This is a genomic window from Actinomadura sp. ATCC 39365 (genome assembly GCF_054392275.1).
Genome location: NZ_CP184335.1, coordinates 5324645 through 5338029, shown reverse-complemented (window position 1 = coordinate 5338029; position 13385 = coordinate 5324645). Strand labels below are relative to the sequence as shown.

15 protein-coding genes are annotated in these 13385 nt (G+C 72.6%); 11 read left to right on the top strand and 4 right to left on the bottom strand.

What is annotated here, in order from left to right; translation table 11 throughout:
- Window positions 1-5: 5 nt before the first annotated feature.
- A complete protein-coding gene (locus ACNF49_RS26185) occupies window positions 6-1223 on the bottom strand; it encodes an NAD(P)/FAD-dependent oxidoreductase (protein ID WP_357982296.1) in 1218 nt (405 codons plus the stop codon).
- 148 nt (window positions 1224-1371) lie between these two features.
- Here ACNF49_RS26185 and ACNF49_RS26180 point away from each other — a divergent pair, with 148 nt between their 5' ends.
- The 4 genes from ACNF49_RS26180 to ACNF49_RS26165 all read left to right on the top strand — a co-directional run bounded on the left by ACNF49_RS26180 (window position 1372) and on the right by ACNF49_RS26165 (window position 5233).
- The gene (locus tag ACNF49_RS26180) at window positions 1372-2685 is read left to right on the top strand and encodes an extracellular solute-binding protein (RefSeq protein WP_357982299.1); all 1314 of its coding nucleotides are present in this window, start codon (window positions 1372-1374) and stop codon (window positions 2683-2685) included.
- A gap of 141 nt (window positions 2686-2826) precedes the next feature.
- Complete coding sequence (locus ACNF49_RS26175; protein WP_357982302.1) at window positions 2827-4293, top strand: multicopper oxidase family protein; 1467 nt, start codon at window positions 2827-2829, stop codon at window positions 4291-4293.
- Between the two features lie 18 nt (window positions 4294-4311).
- A complete protein-coding gene (locus tag ACNF49_RS26170; RefSeq protein WP_357982305.1) occupies window positions 4312-4719 on the top strand; it encodes a DoxX family protein in 408 nt (135 codons plus the stop codon).
- A 61-nt stretch (window positions 4720-4780) separates the two neighbouring features.
- A complete protein-coding gene (locus ACNF49_RS26165; protein ID WP_352359900.1) occupies window positions 4781-5233 on the top strand; it encodes a DUF1579 family protein in 453 nt (150 codons plus the stop codon).
- Window positions 5234-5278: 45 nt separating this feature from the next.
- Here the strand turns inward: ACNF49_RS26165 and ACNF49_RS26160 are convergent, their stop codons facing one another.
- Window positions 5279-6148: a GlxA family transcriptional regulator gene (locus tag ACNF49_RS26160; protein WP_482945327.1), complete on the bottom strand. Its 870-nt coding sequence runs from the start codon at window positions 6146-6148 to the stop codon at window positions 5279-5281.
- A gap of 104 nt (window positions 6149-6252) precedes the next feature.
- Between ACNF49_RS26160 and ACNF49_RS26155 the strand changes: the two genes are divergently transcribed.
- Window positions 6253-6810, top strand: a complete 558-nt coding sequence (locus ACNF49_RS26155) for an MFS transporter (protein ID WP_482945326.1) — start codon at window positions 6253-6255, stop codon at window positions 6808-6810.
- Entirely contained in the window at window positions 6807-7559 is a 753-nt protein-coding gene (locus tag ACNF49_RS26150; protein WP_482945325.1) for a methyltransferase domain-containing protein, read from the top strand. Before ACNF49_RS26155 ends, ACNF49_RS26150 begins: the two co-directional genes overlap by 4 nt.
- 14 nt (window positions 7560-7573) lie before the next feature.
- Here the strand turns inward: ACNF49_RS26150 and ACNF49_RS26145 are convergent, their stop codons facing one another.
- On the bottom strand, window positions 7574-8281 hold the full coding sequence (locus ACNF49_RS26145; RefSeq protein ID WP_482945324.1) for a TetR/AcrR family transcriptional regulator: 708 nt from the start codon (window positions 8279-8281) through the stop codon (window positions 7574-7576).
- A gap of 100 nt (window positions 8282-8381) precedes the next feature.
- Between ACNF49_RS26145 and ACNF49_RS26140 the strand changes: the two genes are divergently transcribed.
- Window positions 8382-9320, top strand: a complete 939-nt coding sequence (locus ACNF49_RS26140) for an NADP-dependent oxidoreductase (protein WP_482945323.1) — start codon at window positions 8382-8384, stop codon at window positions 9318-9320.
- 99 nt (window positions 9321-9419) lie between these two features.
- Window positions 9420-9791 carry a DoxX family protein gene (locus ACNF49_RS26135; RefSeq protein ID WP_357982320.1) on the top strand — a complete coding sequence of 124 codons (372 nt, stop codon included), beginning with the start codon at window positions 9420-9422 and terminating at the stop codon, window positions 9789-9791.
- A 6-nt stretch (window positions 9792-9797) separates the two neighbouring features.
- On the opposite strand, the gene ACNF49_RS26130 is transcribed toward ACNF49_RS26135, so the two are convergent.
- Window positions 9798-11081, bottom strand: a complete 1284-nt coding sequence (locus ACNF49_RS26130) for an acyltransferase family protein (protein ID WP_482945322.1) — start codon at window positions 11079-11081, stop codon at window positions 9798-9800.
- A 239-nt stretch (window positions 11082-11320) separates the two neighbouring features.
- Here ACNF49_RS26130 and ACNF49_RS26125 point away from each other — a divergent pair, with 239 nt between their 5' ends.
- From ACNF49_RS26125 to ACNF49_RS26115, 3 genes are read left to right on the top strand one after another with little or no spacing between them, the layout of a single operon-like run.
- Window positions 11321-12106, top strand: coding sequence for a tryptophan 2,3-dioxygenase (locus ACNF49_RS26125; protein WP_357982326.1), 786 nt, complete (start codon window positions 11321-11323; stop codon window positions 12104-12106).
- Complete coding sequence (locus tag ACNF49_RS26120) at window positions 12103-12813, top strand: hypothetical protein (protein ID WP_482945321.1); 711 nt, start codon at window positions 12103-12105, stop codon at window positions 12811-12813. The genes ACNF49_RS26125 and ACNF49_RS26120 overlap by 4 nt, the downstream gene beginning before the upstream one ends.
- Window positions 12768-13361 carry a hypothetical protein gene (locus tag ACNF49_RS26115; protein ID WP_482945320.1) on the top strand — a complete coding sequence of 198 codons (594 nt, stop codon included), beginning with the start codon at window positions 12768-12770 and terminating at the stop codon, window positions 13359-13361. Before ACNF49_RS26120 ends, ACNF49_RS26115 begins: the two co-directional genes overlap by 46 nt.
- Window positions 13362-13385 lie beyond the last annotated feature (24 nt).

The window sequence follows — 13385 nt, the reverse complement described above, 5'->3', positions numbered from 1 at the left end:
GTTCCTCAGTCGTCGTGGAAGATGGCGTGGATGCCGGAGACGCCCGAGAGCATCGTGGCGAAGTCGATCTTGCGGGGGCGGAGCTTGCTGGGGTCGAGGGTCTTCTGCGCCCGGTCCCAGTACTCCTCCTTGTGCTTGGTGCGGTCGTAGAAGAAGCGCACGAAGTCCAGCAGGGAGTCCAGGAACTCGCGGTAGTCCTTCTCGTAGCGGGCCAGCACGGCCTCCTCCGAGGCCGGGTCGTTCAGGATCTCGTCCACCGCGCCGGCCAGCCCGTGGGCGCCGCGCAGCGCCAGGCCGACGCCGGTGGACAGCAGCGGGTCGATGAAGGCCGCCGCGTCGCCCACCAGGGCCCAGCCGGGGCCGTGGAAGCGGGTGCAGGTGTAGGACCAGTCGCGGATGCTGCGGAAGCCGCTGACCCGGGTGGCGCCCTCGGTCAGGGCCCGCACCTCCTCGGCGGCGGCCAGCTCCGAGGCGTACAGGTCCTCCAGGCTCTTGCCGGACTTCTTGTACTCGTCGATGGGGGTGACGTAGCCGACGCTCACCGTGCCGTCGTGCAGGGGGATGAACCAGAACCAGCCCGCCGGGCGGTTCTCGGTGACGGTGTCGCCGAAGCGCGTGCCGCCGTAGCGCTTGCAGCCCTGCCAGTACGACCAGACCGCGATGTTGCGCAGGTCGTCGTGGTACTCGATGAGGTCGAAGCGGCGGGCCAGCAGGTGCTGCTGCCCGGTGGCGTCGATCAGCAGGCGGCAGCGGGCGGTGCGCTGCTCGGCGTCACCCTTCACCGTGTACGTCACGCCGGTGACGCGGTCGCCGTCGAACACCAGGTCCTTGACCGTGGCCTCCTCGAACACCGTCGCGCCCAGCTCCCTGGCCCTGGCCAGCAGAAGGGAGTCGAAGTCGGCGCGGCGCACCTGGTAGGCGTACTCGTAGTTGGACGCCTCGGCGAAGCGGAAGTCCCAGGTGCCCTGGTTCCTGCCCCACAACAGGGTGCCGCCGTACTTCTTGACGAACCCCATCTGGTCGAGCCTGTCCTTCAGTCCCAGCTCCTCCAACGTGGGCATGGACCCCGTGATCAGCGACTCGCCGATGTGGTAACGCGGGAACTTCTCCCGCTCCAGCACCAGAACCCGGTGCCCGCGCTGGGCCAGCAGTCCCGCCGTACCCGAGCCGCCAGGGCCTCCGCCGATCACGACAACGTCGAACTCGTCATGAGTATTGATCACCGTGCTCCTCCGTTTCGCCGCTCTGCGACTCGCAGTCAGGGTCACATTCACGTCGCGGGGCCCACATCCTTTGAATTGCTGTCTGAGCTGACGAAACACCGCATTTCACAAGATGTACGGCGGGGTGGCCGCGTTCATCATGAGGCGAATGAGAACGGTCATCAGCGTCTGGATCGCCGAGCATCCCCTGCCGGACTACCTGGGCCCGATCAGGAGGATGGCCGCCGACTTCGAGGCCGCGCACCCGGACCTCCGGATCGAGATCACCGGGCACGGCTTCCGCGAGCTGCCCGCCGAGGTGGCCCGCGCGGCCGGCCGGGGCGAGCCGCCGGACCTGGCGGAGTACTACGCCACGGCCACCAGGCTCGCGCTGGACACCCGGTCGCGCTCCGGCGCGCCGCTGTTCACGCCGATCGAGCGCGCCGTCGGGGGGCGCGCGGAGATCCTCGGCGAGCCGGTCGTGCTCGCCGACCTCGAACCGGCCGTACGCGGCCACTACACCTACCGCGGCGAGCTCGTCGCCGCGCCCGCGACGGCGACCACGGCGGTGCTGCTCACCAACGCCACCCTGCTCCGCGCGGCCGGGATCGACGCGCCGCCGCGGACCTGGGAGGAGCTGGAGAACGCCTGCGCCGCCGTACGGGCGCTGCCCGGCGGCCCGCCGCACGGCGTCTCCTGGGCCAACCACGGCTGGCTGTTCCAGCAGGCCCTGGCCGGGCAGGGCGGCCTGCTGGCCGACCACGACAACGGCCGCGCCGGCCGCGCCGGACGGGTGGACCTGGCCTCCAAGGAGCTGCTGGCCTACGCCGCCTGGTGGCGGCGCCTGCACGCCGAGGGCCACTACCTGCGCGCGGGCGAGCCCGGTGACTGGGGCCCGGCGCTGGGGGCGTTCCTGGGGCAGCGGGTGGCGTTCACGATCGCGTCCTCGGTGGTGACCGGCATGATCGCCGAGCGCGGGCGGGAGTCCGGGTTCGAGGTGACGGCGAGCCCGCTGCCGCACAACGAGAGCCTGCCGCGCGCCGGGCACCTGGTCTCCGGCCAGGCGCTCTGGCTGACCGACGGGCTGCCGCCGGAGCGGCGGGACGGCGCGCTGGCGTTCGTCCAGCACCTGCTGAGCGCGGGCAACGCGGCGCGGTGGCACCGGGAGGCCGGTTTCCTGCCGGTCACCCGGGGCGCGGCCGGCCTGCTGGAGGAGGAGGGCTGGTTCGAGCGGCACCCGGTGCACCGGGCCGCGACCGCCCAGCTCCGCGCGGCCGACGGCTCCCCCGCCGCGCTGGGCGCGGTGCTCGGGGACTTCGCCGGGATCCAGGACGTGATGACGGAGGCCATGGCCCGGGTGCTGGACGGCGCCGACCCCGACGACTGCTTCGCCGAGGCGTCGGAGCGGGCTCAGCGCCTGCTCGACGCCTACAACGCCGACTGCCTGGACGGGCGCACCCCGCGGCGCCTGTCCGTGGGCTGAACCACCGCCGCCTTCCGGGCGGCGGCACCGCTCCCACGGCATCCGCCCGTGAAGTGAGCACTTCAGAAGAAGACCGTGCCGGCTGGCGATGCCACGCTCGGACATGGCGATGGGAGTTCCCGTATGTTAAGCCGACGGCGCTTGATCGTTCTCGGTGGCCTGGCAGGAGGCGCCGCGCTGACCCCGGTGTCCCGCGGGCTGTTCGGCGAGCCGGAACAGCAGGCGCAGCAGCAGCACATGATGCGCATGCACGACCACGGGGGCCGGGTCCCCGCGGTCCGTACCGGCGCCACCGCGGCGCCCTTCAGCGTCGCGATGCCGGTGCCCCCGGTGCTGGCCCCCGTGGCCACCCTGCCGGGCATCGACTTCTACCGGCTGTCCATCCAGCAGGCGGCCACCGAGATCCTGCCGGGCGTGAGCACGCCCGTGCTGACGTACGGCGGCCAGTTCACCGCCCCCACCATCCGCGCCCGGCAGGGCCGCAGGGCGCTGGTCACCTTCGACAACAGGCTCGGCCACGAGGCGAACGTGCACCTGCACGGCGGCCGCGTGCCGGCGGCCAGCGACGGGTACCCGATGGACCTGATCGCCGACGGCAAGTCGAAGACCTACGACTACCCGAACGCCCAGGCCGGCGCCACGCTGTGGTACCACGACCACACCCATCACATGGAGGCCGAGCACGTCTACCGCGGCATGCACGGCTTCTACCTGGTCGAGGGCGCCGACGAGCAGCAGCTCGGCCTGCCGTCCGGGGCCTACGACGTGCCCATCCTGCTGCGCGACGCGCTCTTCGACGACCAGGGCGGGCTGGTCTTCGACCCGGCCGACCCCTACAACCGGCCGACGCTGATCGCCAACGGCAAGGCCCAGCCGTACTTCAGGGTCGCGGCCCGCAAGTACCGGCTGCGCCTGCTCAACGGCTCCACGCACCGGATCTTCGAGCTGTCGCTGAGCAACGGCGCCCAGATGACGCAGATCGCCACCGACTGCGGCCTGCTGGCGGCGCCGGTGCCGACGTCCAAGCTGGTGCTCTCCTCGGGCGAGCGGGCCGAGGTCGTGATCGACTTCGGCGCGTTCCCGCTGGGCACGCAGGTGACGCTGGAGGACGTGAGCGGGTCCGTGCTCCGCTTCGACGTCGTACGGCGGGCCATCGACCGCAGCCGCGTGCCCAGCCAGTTGCGCGCGATGGTCCCGCTGGCCGCGGCCACGCAGACCCGGCAGCTCACCCTCAGCCTGGACCCGGTCAACATCCAGGCCCTGATCAACAATCAGGCGTTCGACGCCAATCGGGTGGACATGCAGGTCAAGCGGGGAACCAGCGAGGTCTGGGAGGTCACCAACTCCGACACCAACGTCGGGGGCTCGGGCTTCGGCGTCCCGCACAACTTCCACACCCACCTCGCCCAGTTCCGGATCCTGGACCGCGACGGCACGCCGCCGCAGCCGGGCGAGGCGGGGTGGAAGGACACGGTGCTCATCCAGCCGGGCGAGACCGTGCGCTTCCAGGCCAGCTTCGGCGACTACCTGGGGCGATACGTCTACCACTGTCACATGTTGGAGCACTCGGCCATCGGGATGATGGGCCAGATGGAGATCGTCAACTAGTTCCTCAAGGAGGACTGCATGAGCACCACGAACAGCACGACCGCCGTCGGCCGGTCCACCGGCCGCGGCGTCAACATCGCCCTCTGGGTCGCCCAGGTCCTTCTGGCGTTCCAGGTCGGCTTGGGCGGCGTGCTCAAGCTCGCCGGCGACCCGACCATGGTCGCCATGTTCGAGGACATCGGCGCCGGCCAGTGGTTCCGCTACGCGGTCGGCGTCCTGGAGATCGCCGGCGCGATCGGGCTGCTGATCCCGCGCCTGAGCGGCGTGGCCGCACTGGCGCTGATCGGCCTGATGATCGGCGCGGCCGGCACCAACGCGATCGTGCTGGGCGGCGTCCCCGTGATCGAGGCCGTCCTGCTGGTCGTCCTGGCACTGGTCGTCTGGGGCCGCTGGTCCCGGGTCAAGGCGTTCTTCGGCGCCAAGTGAGCTCACCCCCGCCCGGTACGCGATCGGCGTACCGGGCATCGACCTGTCCCGTGGAGGGAACATGACAGAGACAGCCAACCCGCAGAACCAGCTCCCCACCCCCGATCCCTCGCTGCAGACCCTGCAACCGCTGGTCGGTACGTGGGAGATGACGGGCAAGGACTTCGGCACCGGCGAGGCGACCGGCGGCCGGCTCGTCTTCGAGTGGATGGACGGCGGCTTCTTCCTCGTCCAGCGCGTCGAGATGAGCCACGGCGGCGGCACGATGACCGGCGTGGAGTACATCGGCCACGACCCCGAGAGCGGCGCGCTGCGCTCCCACTACTTCGACAGCACCGGCAACAACTTCGTTTACGTGTGGAAGCTCGACGGGCGCGACCTCAACATCTGGTTCGGCGCGGAGGGCTCGCCGGCCGGGTTCAGCGGCGCCTTCAGCGAGGACGGCCGGACCATCAGCGGCCGGTGGGAGTGGCCGGGCGGCGGCTACGAGGCCACCATGACCCGGGCCGGCTGACCGTACCGATCCCGTGACGGCCGGGGCCGGTCCTCGCCGGCTCGGCTACCTCGCCGACCTGCTCCGCTCCGCCTCGGGTCGCCTGCCGAAGGCCAGGCGGTAGTCGCGGGGCGGCAGGCCGACGTGGCGGGTGAAGTGGTGGCGCAGGGTCAGCGGGGTGCTGAACCCGCAGCGGCGGGCGAAGCTACGTTCCGACATGCGGGCCAGGTTCGCCAGCTCCGGGACGGTCCACGGGTGGGCCAGGTCGTCGAGCATGCGTTCGCGCAGGCCGGTCAGGCTGTCGGACGGCCCCCCGCCGGCGGGGACGGGGCGGGTGATGAACTGCGCCTGGCCGCCCGGCCGGAAGGGTGCGGTGACCATGGTGCGGGCGATCTCGGCCGCGGCGGCGGCGCCGTGGTCGCGGCGGACCAGGTGCAGGCACAGGTCGATGCCCGCGGCCACGCCCGCCGAGGTCCACACGGTGCCGTCCCCGACGAACAGGACGCCGGGGTCGACGCTCACGTCGGGGTGGCGCTGTGCGAGCTGGTCGACGTCGAGCCAGTGGGCGGTGGCCTTGCGGCCGTCCAGCAGGCCCGCGGCGGCCAGCACGAACGCCCCCGAGCACAGGGACGCGACGGTCGCGCCACGGTCGTGCGCGGCGCGAAGCGCGGTGACCACGTCCGGATGGGCGGCCCTGGCCGGGTTCTGAACGCCGGGCACGATGACCAGGTCGCACTCGTCCAGGCCGTCCAGGCCGTGATCGGGGACACAGGTCACGCCCGTGCTCATGGTCAGCGCGTGACCGCGCGGCCCGCAGGTGCGCAGGTCGAACGCCGGGACGCCGCGATCGGTGCGGTCCAGGCCCCAGACCTCGCTGGCCACGGCGTAGTCGAAGACGCGGACCTGCTCGGTGACCACGATCCCCACACAGCGCATGGCGGAAATCTATCCCACGTGTGCGTTTCTGCCACTCACGGCTCCACAGGCCCGGCGGCCAGGCTCGGAGGCGATCGTCCGCGTGAGATGAGGAGCGCAATGCCATGCCGCTGGCTCTGTTGGCCCTGGCCGTCGCAGGTTTCGCCGTCGGAACCTCCGAGTTCGCCGTCATGGGCCTGCTGCCGCAGGTCGCCGAGGGGGGCGGAGTGTCGATTCCGGCCGCCGGCGCGCTGATCAGCGGGTACGCCGTCGGCGTGATCGTGGGGGCGCCGTTGCTGACCGCGGTCTCGGCCCGCCTGCCGCGCCGCACGACTCTGCTGATCGTCGCGGCGCTGCTGACGGCGGGCAGCGTCCTGTCGGCGGTCGCGTCCGGCTACGGCCTGCTGATGGCGGCCAGGGTGGTCGCGGGGGTGCCGCAGGGGGCGCTGTTCGGGGTCGGGTCGGTGGTGGCGGCCGAGCTCGTCCCGCCGGAACGGCGCGGACGGGCGATGTCGATCATGTTCGGCGGGTTCACCCTGGCGAACGTGGCCGGGGTGCCGCTGGTGACCTGGCTGGGGCAGGCCGCCGGCCGGCGGGCCACGTTCTGGGCCGCCGCCGGGCTCGTCCTCGCCGTCCGCTCGGGAACGATCGACGCGCGTGCCGAGAAGGCGGTCCTGCGATGACCTCCGACGTCGAGCGCTACACGCCCGGCCATGACGCCTTCGCCGTCGGCTTCATGGCCGCCAGGCGAGCCGCGACGCACGCGGGCTTCTTCCTGCCGTACCTGGCGCCGGGGATGTCGGTGCTGGATCTGGGCTGCGGGCCCGGCACCATCACCACCGACCTCGCCGCCGTCGTCGCGCCGGGGCACGTGCTGGGCCTGGACCAGCACGCCGCCCAGCTCACGGCCGCCCGCGCGGCGGCCTGGCAGCGGGACCTGGCGAACGTCGAGTTCCGGCAGGGATCGTGCTACGCCATCCCGCTGGAGGACCGATCGGTGGACCGCGTCTTCTCCCACGCCCTGCTGGAACACCTGGCCCACCCGGCCCGCGCGCTGGCCGAGATCCGCCGGGTCCTGCGGCCCGGCGGGACGGTCGGCCTGTGCAGCCCCGACTGGGGCGGCTTCCTGCTGACCCCTCCCCTGGACGACGCCCTCGGCGCCTACACCCGCCTGCAGCAGGCCAACGGCGGCGACCCGTACGCCGGCCGCAAACTCGGCCGGTACCTGCGCGCGGCGGGCTTCACCGACATCCGTCTGGACGTGCGCCACGAGCGTCATGCCGACCCGTCCCGCATCGCCGGCTACCTCGCGATCCAGCTCGACCGGGCCGAACAGCCCGCCCACGCCGGCCGGCTGCGCGCCTGGGCCACCGACCCGGACGCGCTGTTCGACCAGGCGTGGGTCTCCGCCACCGCCACCCGCCCCGGCTGACGCCGGTCGCCTGCTCACTCCGGGTCGCCGTCAGGCCCGGCGGCGGGGCGGGTGAGGCGGACCATGGCCCGGTACAGGGCGGTGGGCGCGGGGGTCGACTCCAGCGGGGGCAGGTCGGCGCCGGGGGCGGCGTAGGCGCGCAGCATCTGGCCGACGAGGCGGCGCCAGGTGTCCGGAGCGGCGTCCCCGGTGGCGGCGATGACACCGGCGTTGGCCATCAGCAGGATGACCATGTCCTGGTCGGTGAAGTCCGCCCGGAGCCGGCCGGTGGCCTTGGCGCGGGCGATGAGGTCGAGGAAGCCGTGATAGGCCGCGGCGCGGCGCTTCTCCAGCGCCTTGGCCGCGGGGAAGGTCATGGCCAGCACGTCGGCGAAGCCGCGGTCGGCGGCCTGCATGGCGCAGACGGCCTGGACGTAGCCGACGAAGCCGTGCCAGGGGTCGGGGTCGGCCAGCGCCTCGGCGACGGCGGCCGCGTAGGCGTCCATGCGGTCGGCGAAGACGGCGTTGATGAGTTCTTCGCGGGTGGCGAAGCGGCGCGACAGGGTGGCCTTGCCGACGCCGGCGGCACGGGCGATGCAGGCCATGGAGACGCCGAGGCCGTGGCTGGCGTACAGGCGGCGGGCGGTGGCCACGATGCGTTCGCGGTTGCGCTCGGCGTCGGCGCGCAGGCCCGGCCCGGGCTGCTCGCCGGAAGGTTCGGAGGCGTCGGCGGGATGATCCATGCCTCCATCCTACCCAAGTGGAACGACCTACCCATTTTTCTTGTTACGCTGGGCAGCACGAAACGGGTAGCCCGTTCCACTTTTCTGAGAGGTGCAGCTCATGCGTGCTGTCATGCTGAACTCCGTCCCCGCCGACCCCGCTCCGGCCGACCTTCCCGTCCCGCGGCCGGCGGCCGGCGAGGTGCTGGTGAAGGTCACCGGCTCCTCGGTCAACGGCTTCGACCTGGCCGTGGCCGCCGGTTACCTGCAGCAGATGATGGAGCACCGTTTCCCGCTGGTGGTGGGCAAGGACTTCGCCGGCACCGTCGAGGCGCTCGGCGAGGGCGCCGAGAGCTTCACCGTCGGGCAGCCGGTCTTCGGCGTGGTGATGAAGCCGTTCCTCGGCCCCGGCTCGATGGCCGAGTACGTGACCGTGCCCGCCGGCTACGGCATCGCCCCCCTTCCCGAGGGGCTGTCCGCGGCGGAGGCGGGCGCGCTGGGTCTGGCCGGCACCGCGGCGCTGGACAGCCTCGACGCCGTGGCCCCGGCCGAGGGCGAGACGGTGCTGATCTCCGGCGCCACCGGCGGCGTGGGCGCGCTGGCCGTGCAGCTGGCCGCCGCCCGCGGCGCCCGGGTGATCGCCACCGCCCGTCCCGGCGCCGAGGCCGACTTCGTCACCGGGCTCACCGCCACCAAGGTCGAGCTCGTCGACCACGGCGGCGACCTGCCCGCCCAGGTCCGCGCGCTGGCCCCGGCGGGCGTGGACGCCGTGCTGCACCTGGCGGGTGACGGCGCCGAGCTGGCGGGGCTGCTGCGCGGCGGCGGCCGGCTCGCCTCGACCCTCGGGCTGACCCCGGACGCCGTCCAGAACTCCACGGTCACCGTGCACACCGTCATGGCCGACCCGGACCCGCGGACCCTGAGCGAGCTGGCCGCCCGGGTCGCCACCGGTGCGCTGCGCGTCCCGGTCACCGCCACCTATCCGCTGGAGCAGGCCCCCGAGGCGTTCGCCGCCTTCCGCGCGGGCACGCTCGGCAAGATCGCCGTCACCTGCTCCTGACGTCCTCGGCCGGAAGGCCCGGGACCGTCCTCATCCGTCGACCAGCCGGTGCCGAGGCCCCTCGCCCCGGCCACACCCCCAATCCGCGAAGGAATCCTGATGAACATCGCCCTGTGGATCGTGCAGGCCGCGCTGGCCCTCCTGTTCGGCCTCGCCGGACTGGCCAAGTCCACCCAGCCCAAGGAGAGGCTGGAGCCCAGATTGCCCTGGGCCGCGGACTTCTCCGCGGGCGCCGTCCGCCTCATCGGCCTCACCGAGCTGGCCGGCGCGCTGGGGCTGATCCTGCCGGCGGTCACCGGCGTCGCGCCCGCCCTGACCCCGCTGGCCGCGGCCGGCCTGGCCGTGGTGATGGTGCTGGCCGCGCTCGCCCACGTCCGCCGGAAGGAGCCCGGCGCGATCGCCTTCAACGCGATCCTGTTCCTGCTGGCGGCGTTCGTCGCCTGGGGCCGCTTCGGCCCTCATCCTCTCTGAGCACCCCTAGACCGGGACGCGCGGGCTCTCGGCCGGCCGGCGCGGCTCGGTCTCGGCCCGCCGGGCCACCAGGCGCTCGCGCAGCCGCATCGCGGGCAGCTCGACCAGGTAGTAGCTGACCGTCGCGACGGCGACCGTGCCCACGAGCACGACCGCCAGCAGCTCCCAGAAGCCGGACTTGCCCATCACCACCGGCATCGGCACCGGAGGCGCGCCGAAGACGCTGCCGTTCTGCAACCAGAGGTACTGCAGGATGAAGTGCCACAGGTAGACGCCGTAGGAGATGCGGCCGAAGAAGCGCATCGGACGGTTGGTGAGCACGGCGTCGATGACCTTCGAGTGCACGCCGGGCACCACCACCGGGGCGATGATCAGCAGCGCGAAGATCAGGAACAGCACCATCTCGGCCATCGCCTCGGGCACCGTGGCGTAGTCGGCCATGCCGGGCTTGCCGAACGGCCGGATGCAGTTGATCACGTAGACGACCGCCGCGCCCAGCCAGAACAGCAGCGGCCGGCGGGCCACCAGGCGGTAGAAGGCGGGCGTGGTGTCCTTGGCCTCCGCGTACGCCGACAGGATCGCCAGGCCCATGCCGATGGCCAGGAAGCCGGTGAAGCCGATCACCCAGAAGTACTCGTACGGGAAGGGGCCCATCGACTCCAGGTGCGTGTACGCGGTCCAGGCCAGGCCGACGAGCACGAAGACGCCCAGCGGGACCAGCAGGCGGCGGGCCTTGGCGCCGGGGTCGGCGGCCTTCCTGGCGTACCGGTCGAAGATCCAGGCCAGGATGGGCAGCGCCAGGTAGAAGGTGACCTCGGCGGGCACGGTCCAGGTGGGCTCCAGCCCGGCGTAGCCCGCCTCGGGGCCCGGCACGTAGTAGTGCATGAGCAGCAGGGGGCTGAGCACGTACCAGAGGCCGTCGACGCTCTTGAGGTTGAGCAGCAGCAGCGCCGCCACGGCCACCAGCCAGTACGCGGGCAGGATCCGCAGCATGCGCTTGATCAGGTAGCCCTTCAGCTCAGGACGCGGCGTGCCGACGATCGTCGCCCTGGCGAACGGCCGGTACAACAGCAGGCCGGACATCACGAAGAAGGGCGGCAGCAGCACGTTGAGGCCCTGGATCAGCACGGGCCAGATGCCGACGGACGGTTTGTCGTAGAAGCCGATGACGCCGGCGGCGAAGGCGACGTGCACCACGATCACGCCCAGTGCCAGATATCCGCGCAGCCCGTCGAGCCGAGGGGCACGTTTGCCGGGGCCGCCCCTCTTGATGATCTCCGGTGAGGTCATGGCATGTTTCCTCGCAGTTCGCTCGCTGATGGGGCTCGGCGCCCCCTCGGCGCCATCGTCACGCGGGGCCGCGGGCGGCCGCATCTCGTGTCGTGCTGAATTCCCCGTGCCGCCGGACGGCCATTTCCACATCTTCCGAAATGCGTTTCCGGCGAATTGCAGGAAGCGGTCCCGGCGGGGCAGGTAGCTGCCCGGGAACGGCCTGTTCCGCGTTCCCGGTGGCGCGCATCGTTGAGGCCATGAGAGAAGACACCGTCCTGACGTACTCGTCCTACCTGGCGCTGGAGGAGATCCTCACGGCGCAGCGACCGGTTTCGGAGAGCCATGACGAGACCCTGTTCATCATCGTCCACCAGGTGTACGAGCTGTGGTTCAAACAATTGCTGCACGAATTCGCCGAGCTGCAGCTCGAACTCGCCGGCGGATTCACCGCGCACGCCATGCGGACTTTGCACCGGTCCTTGAAGCTGATGCGGCTCGCGGTCTCCCAGATGGACGTCATGGAGACGATGACGCCGTTCCAGTTCGCCGCCTTCCGCGGCAAGCTGGGCACCAGCAGCGGCTTCCAGTCGGCGCAGTTCCGCGAGATCGAGGCGGTGCTGGGCCGGCGCGACGAGCGCATGCTGCTCGGCCAGGCCGAGGGCACCCCGGCCCGCGCCCGGATCGAGGCGGCGATGGCCAGGCCGACGCTGTACGACTCGCTGCTGACGTACCTGTACCTGCGCGGCTACGAGGTGCCGCAGGACCGGCTGCACCGCGACGTACGGCTGCCGCTGGAACCGTCGGAGTCGGTGCAGGACCTGCTGCTGCGGGTCTACCGGGACGACACCGGCGCGGCCCAGCTCTGCGAGCGGCTGGTGGACCTGGACGAATGCCTCCAGGAGTGGCGCTACCGGCACCTGAAGATGGTCGAGCGCACCATCGGCGCCCGTCCGGGCACCGGCGGCTCCAGCGGTGGGGCGTACCTGCGTGCCTCGCTGACGCCGGCGTTCCCCGACCTGTGGGCGGTCAGGAGCATGGCATGAACGACATCTCGGGACGCCTGGCGCCGCACTACTCGGCCTTCCGGGCCCCGGACCGGCTGCTGCTCACCGGCCACTCCCACCAGGCCTGGCCGGACGTGGCGCTGGCCGGGCAGATCGAGGCGTTCGACGACGCCGCCAGGGACGTGGACGACAAGTGGGCCGCCGCGTTCAAGAAGGCCGACCGGGTCAGGGAGGGGTTCCGCCTCTTCCTCGGCGACCCGTACGCCGAGCTGGCCCTCGGGGCCAGCACGCACGAGCTGGTGCTGCGCTTCCTGTCGGCGCTGGACCTGCGCGGCCGGCCCCGGCTGGTCACCTCCGGCGGCGAGTTCCACACGCTGCGGCGCCAGCTCGCCCGCCTGGCCGAGGAGGACGTGGAGGTGGTCGTCGTCCCGCCGGAGCCGGTGGGCACGCTGGCCGCGCGGCTGGCGGACGCGGCCGACGGGCGCACGGCCGCCGTCCTCGTCTCGGCGGTGCTGTTCGAGACGGCCAGGATCGTGCCGGAGCTGGACGCGCTCGCCGCCGTCTGCCGTTCTCGGGGGCCGAGCTGCTGGTGGACGCCTACCACGCGCTGGGCGTGGTGCCGTTCTCGACGGCGGGCCTGGACTCGGCCTGGGTGGTGGCGGGCGGCTACAAGTACCTGCAGCTCGGGGAGGGCAACTGCGTGCTGCGGCTGCCGGCGCACGCCGACCGGCTGCGGCCCGTGGTGACCGGGTGGTACTCGGAGTTCGCCGAGCTGGCCGAGGACCCGCGGGCGGGCGGCCGGGTCGGTTACCCGTCGGGGGCGGCCCGGTTCGCGGGGGCGACCTACGACCCGGTGAGCCACTACCGGGCGGCCCGGGTGTTCGACTTCTTCGCCGCGCAGGGGCTGACGCCGCAGGTGCTGCGGGCGGTGTCGCTGCGGCAGCGCGGGCTGCTGGCGGCGCGCTTCGACGAGATCGGCGCGCCCGCGCACGTGGTCAGCCGGGACCTGGACGCCGCGCCCGAGGAGTTCGGCGGGTTCCTGGCGCTGCGCTCGCCGTACGCGGGGCGGCTGCGGGCGGGGCTGGCGGCGCGGGGGGTACAGGCCGACAGCCGGGGCGAGTACCTGCGGCTCGGGCCGGCGCCGTACCTGTCGGACGCGCGGCTGCACGCGGCCATGGACCGGCTCGCCGCGGAGGTCCGCTCACTGACGTCCGGCGGAGCGGCCGGCGGGGCGGCCCGCGGGGTGACCGGCGGCACGACCGGCGGAGCGGCCGGGGCGAGGCGGGCGGCGTGAACCGGAGGGGGCGGCGCGCGGCCG

Bases quoted from the DNA above. Each gene is read 5' to 3' on its own strand.
- ACNF49_RS26180 (WP_357982299.1), top strand. From the start codon at position 1,372: ATGAGAACGGTCATCAGCGTCTGGATCGCCGAGCATCCCCTGCCGGAC.
- ACNF49_RS26170 (WP_357982305.1), top strand. From the start codon at position 4,312: ATGAGCACCACGAACAGCACGACCGCCGTCGGCCGGTCCACCGGCCGC.
- ACNF49_RS26165 (WP_352359900.1), top strand. From the start codon at position 4,781: ATGACAGAGACAGCCAACCCGCAGAACCAGCTCCCCACCCCCGATCCC.
- ACNF49_RS26160 (WP_482945327.1), bottom strand. From the start codon at position 6,148: ATGCGCTGTGTGGGGATCGTGGTCACCGAGCAGGTCCGCGTCTTCGAC.
- ACNF49_RS26155 (WP_482945326.1), top strand. From the start codon at position 6,253: ATGCCGCTGGCTCTGTTGGCCCTGGCCGTCGCAGGTTTCGCCGTCGGA.
- ACNF49_RS26150 (WP_482945325.1), top strand. From the start codon at position 6,807: ATGACCTCCGACGTCGAGCGCTACACGCCCGGCCATGACGCCTTCGCC.
- ACNF49_RS26145 (WP_482945324.1), bottom strand. From the start codon at position 8,281: ATGGATCATCCCGCCGACGCCTCCGAACCTTCCGGCGAGCAGCCCGGG.
- ACNF49_RS26140 (WP_482945323.1), top strand. From the start codon at position 8,382: ATGCGTGCTGTCATGCTGAACTCCGTCCCCGCCGACCCCGCTCCGGCC.
- ACNF49_RS26135 (WP_357982320.1), top strand. From the start codon at position 9,420: ATGAACATCGCCCTGTGGATCGTGCAGGCCGCGCTGGCCCTCCTGTTC.
- ACNF49_RS26130 (WP_482945322.1), bottom strand. From the start codon at position 11,081: ATGACCTCACCGGAGATCATCAAGAGGGGCGGCCCCGGCAAACGTGCC.
- ACNF49_RS26125 (WP_357982326.1), top strand. From the start codon at position 11,321: ATGAGAGAAGACACCGTCCTGACGTACTCGTCCTACCTGGCGCTGGAG.
- ACNF49_RS26120 (WP_482945321.1), top strand. From the start codon at position 12,103: ATGAACGACATCTCGGGACGCCTGGCGCCGCACTACTCGGCCTTCCGG.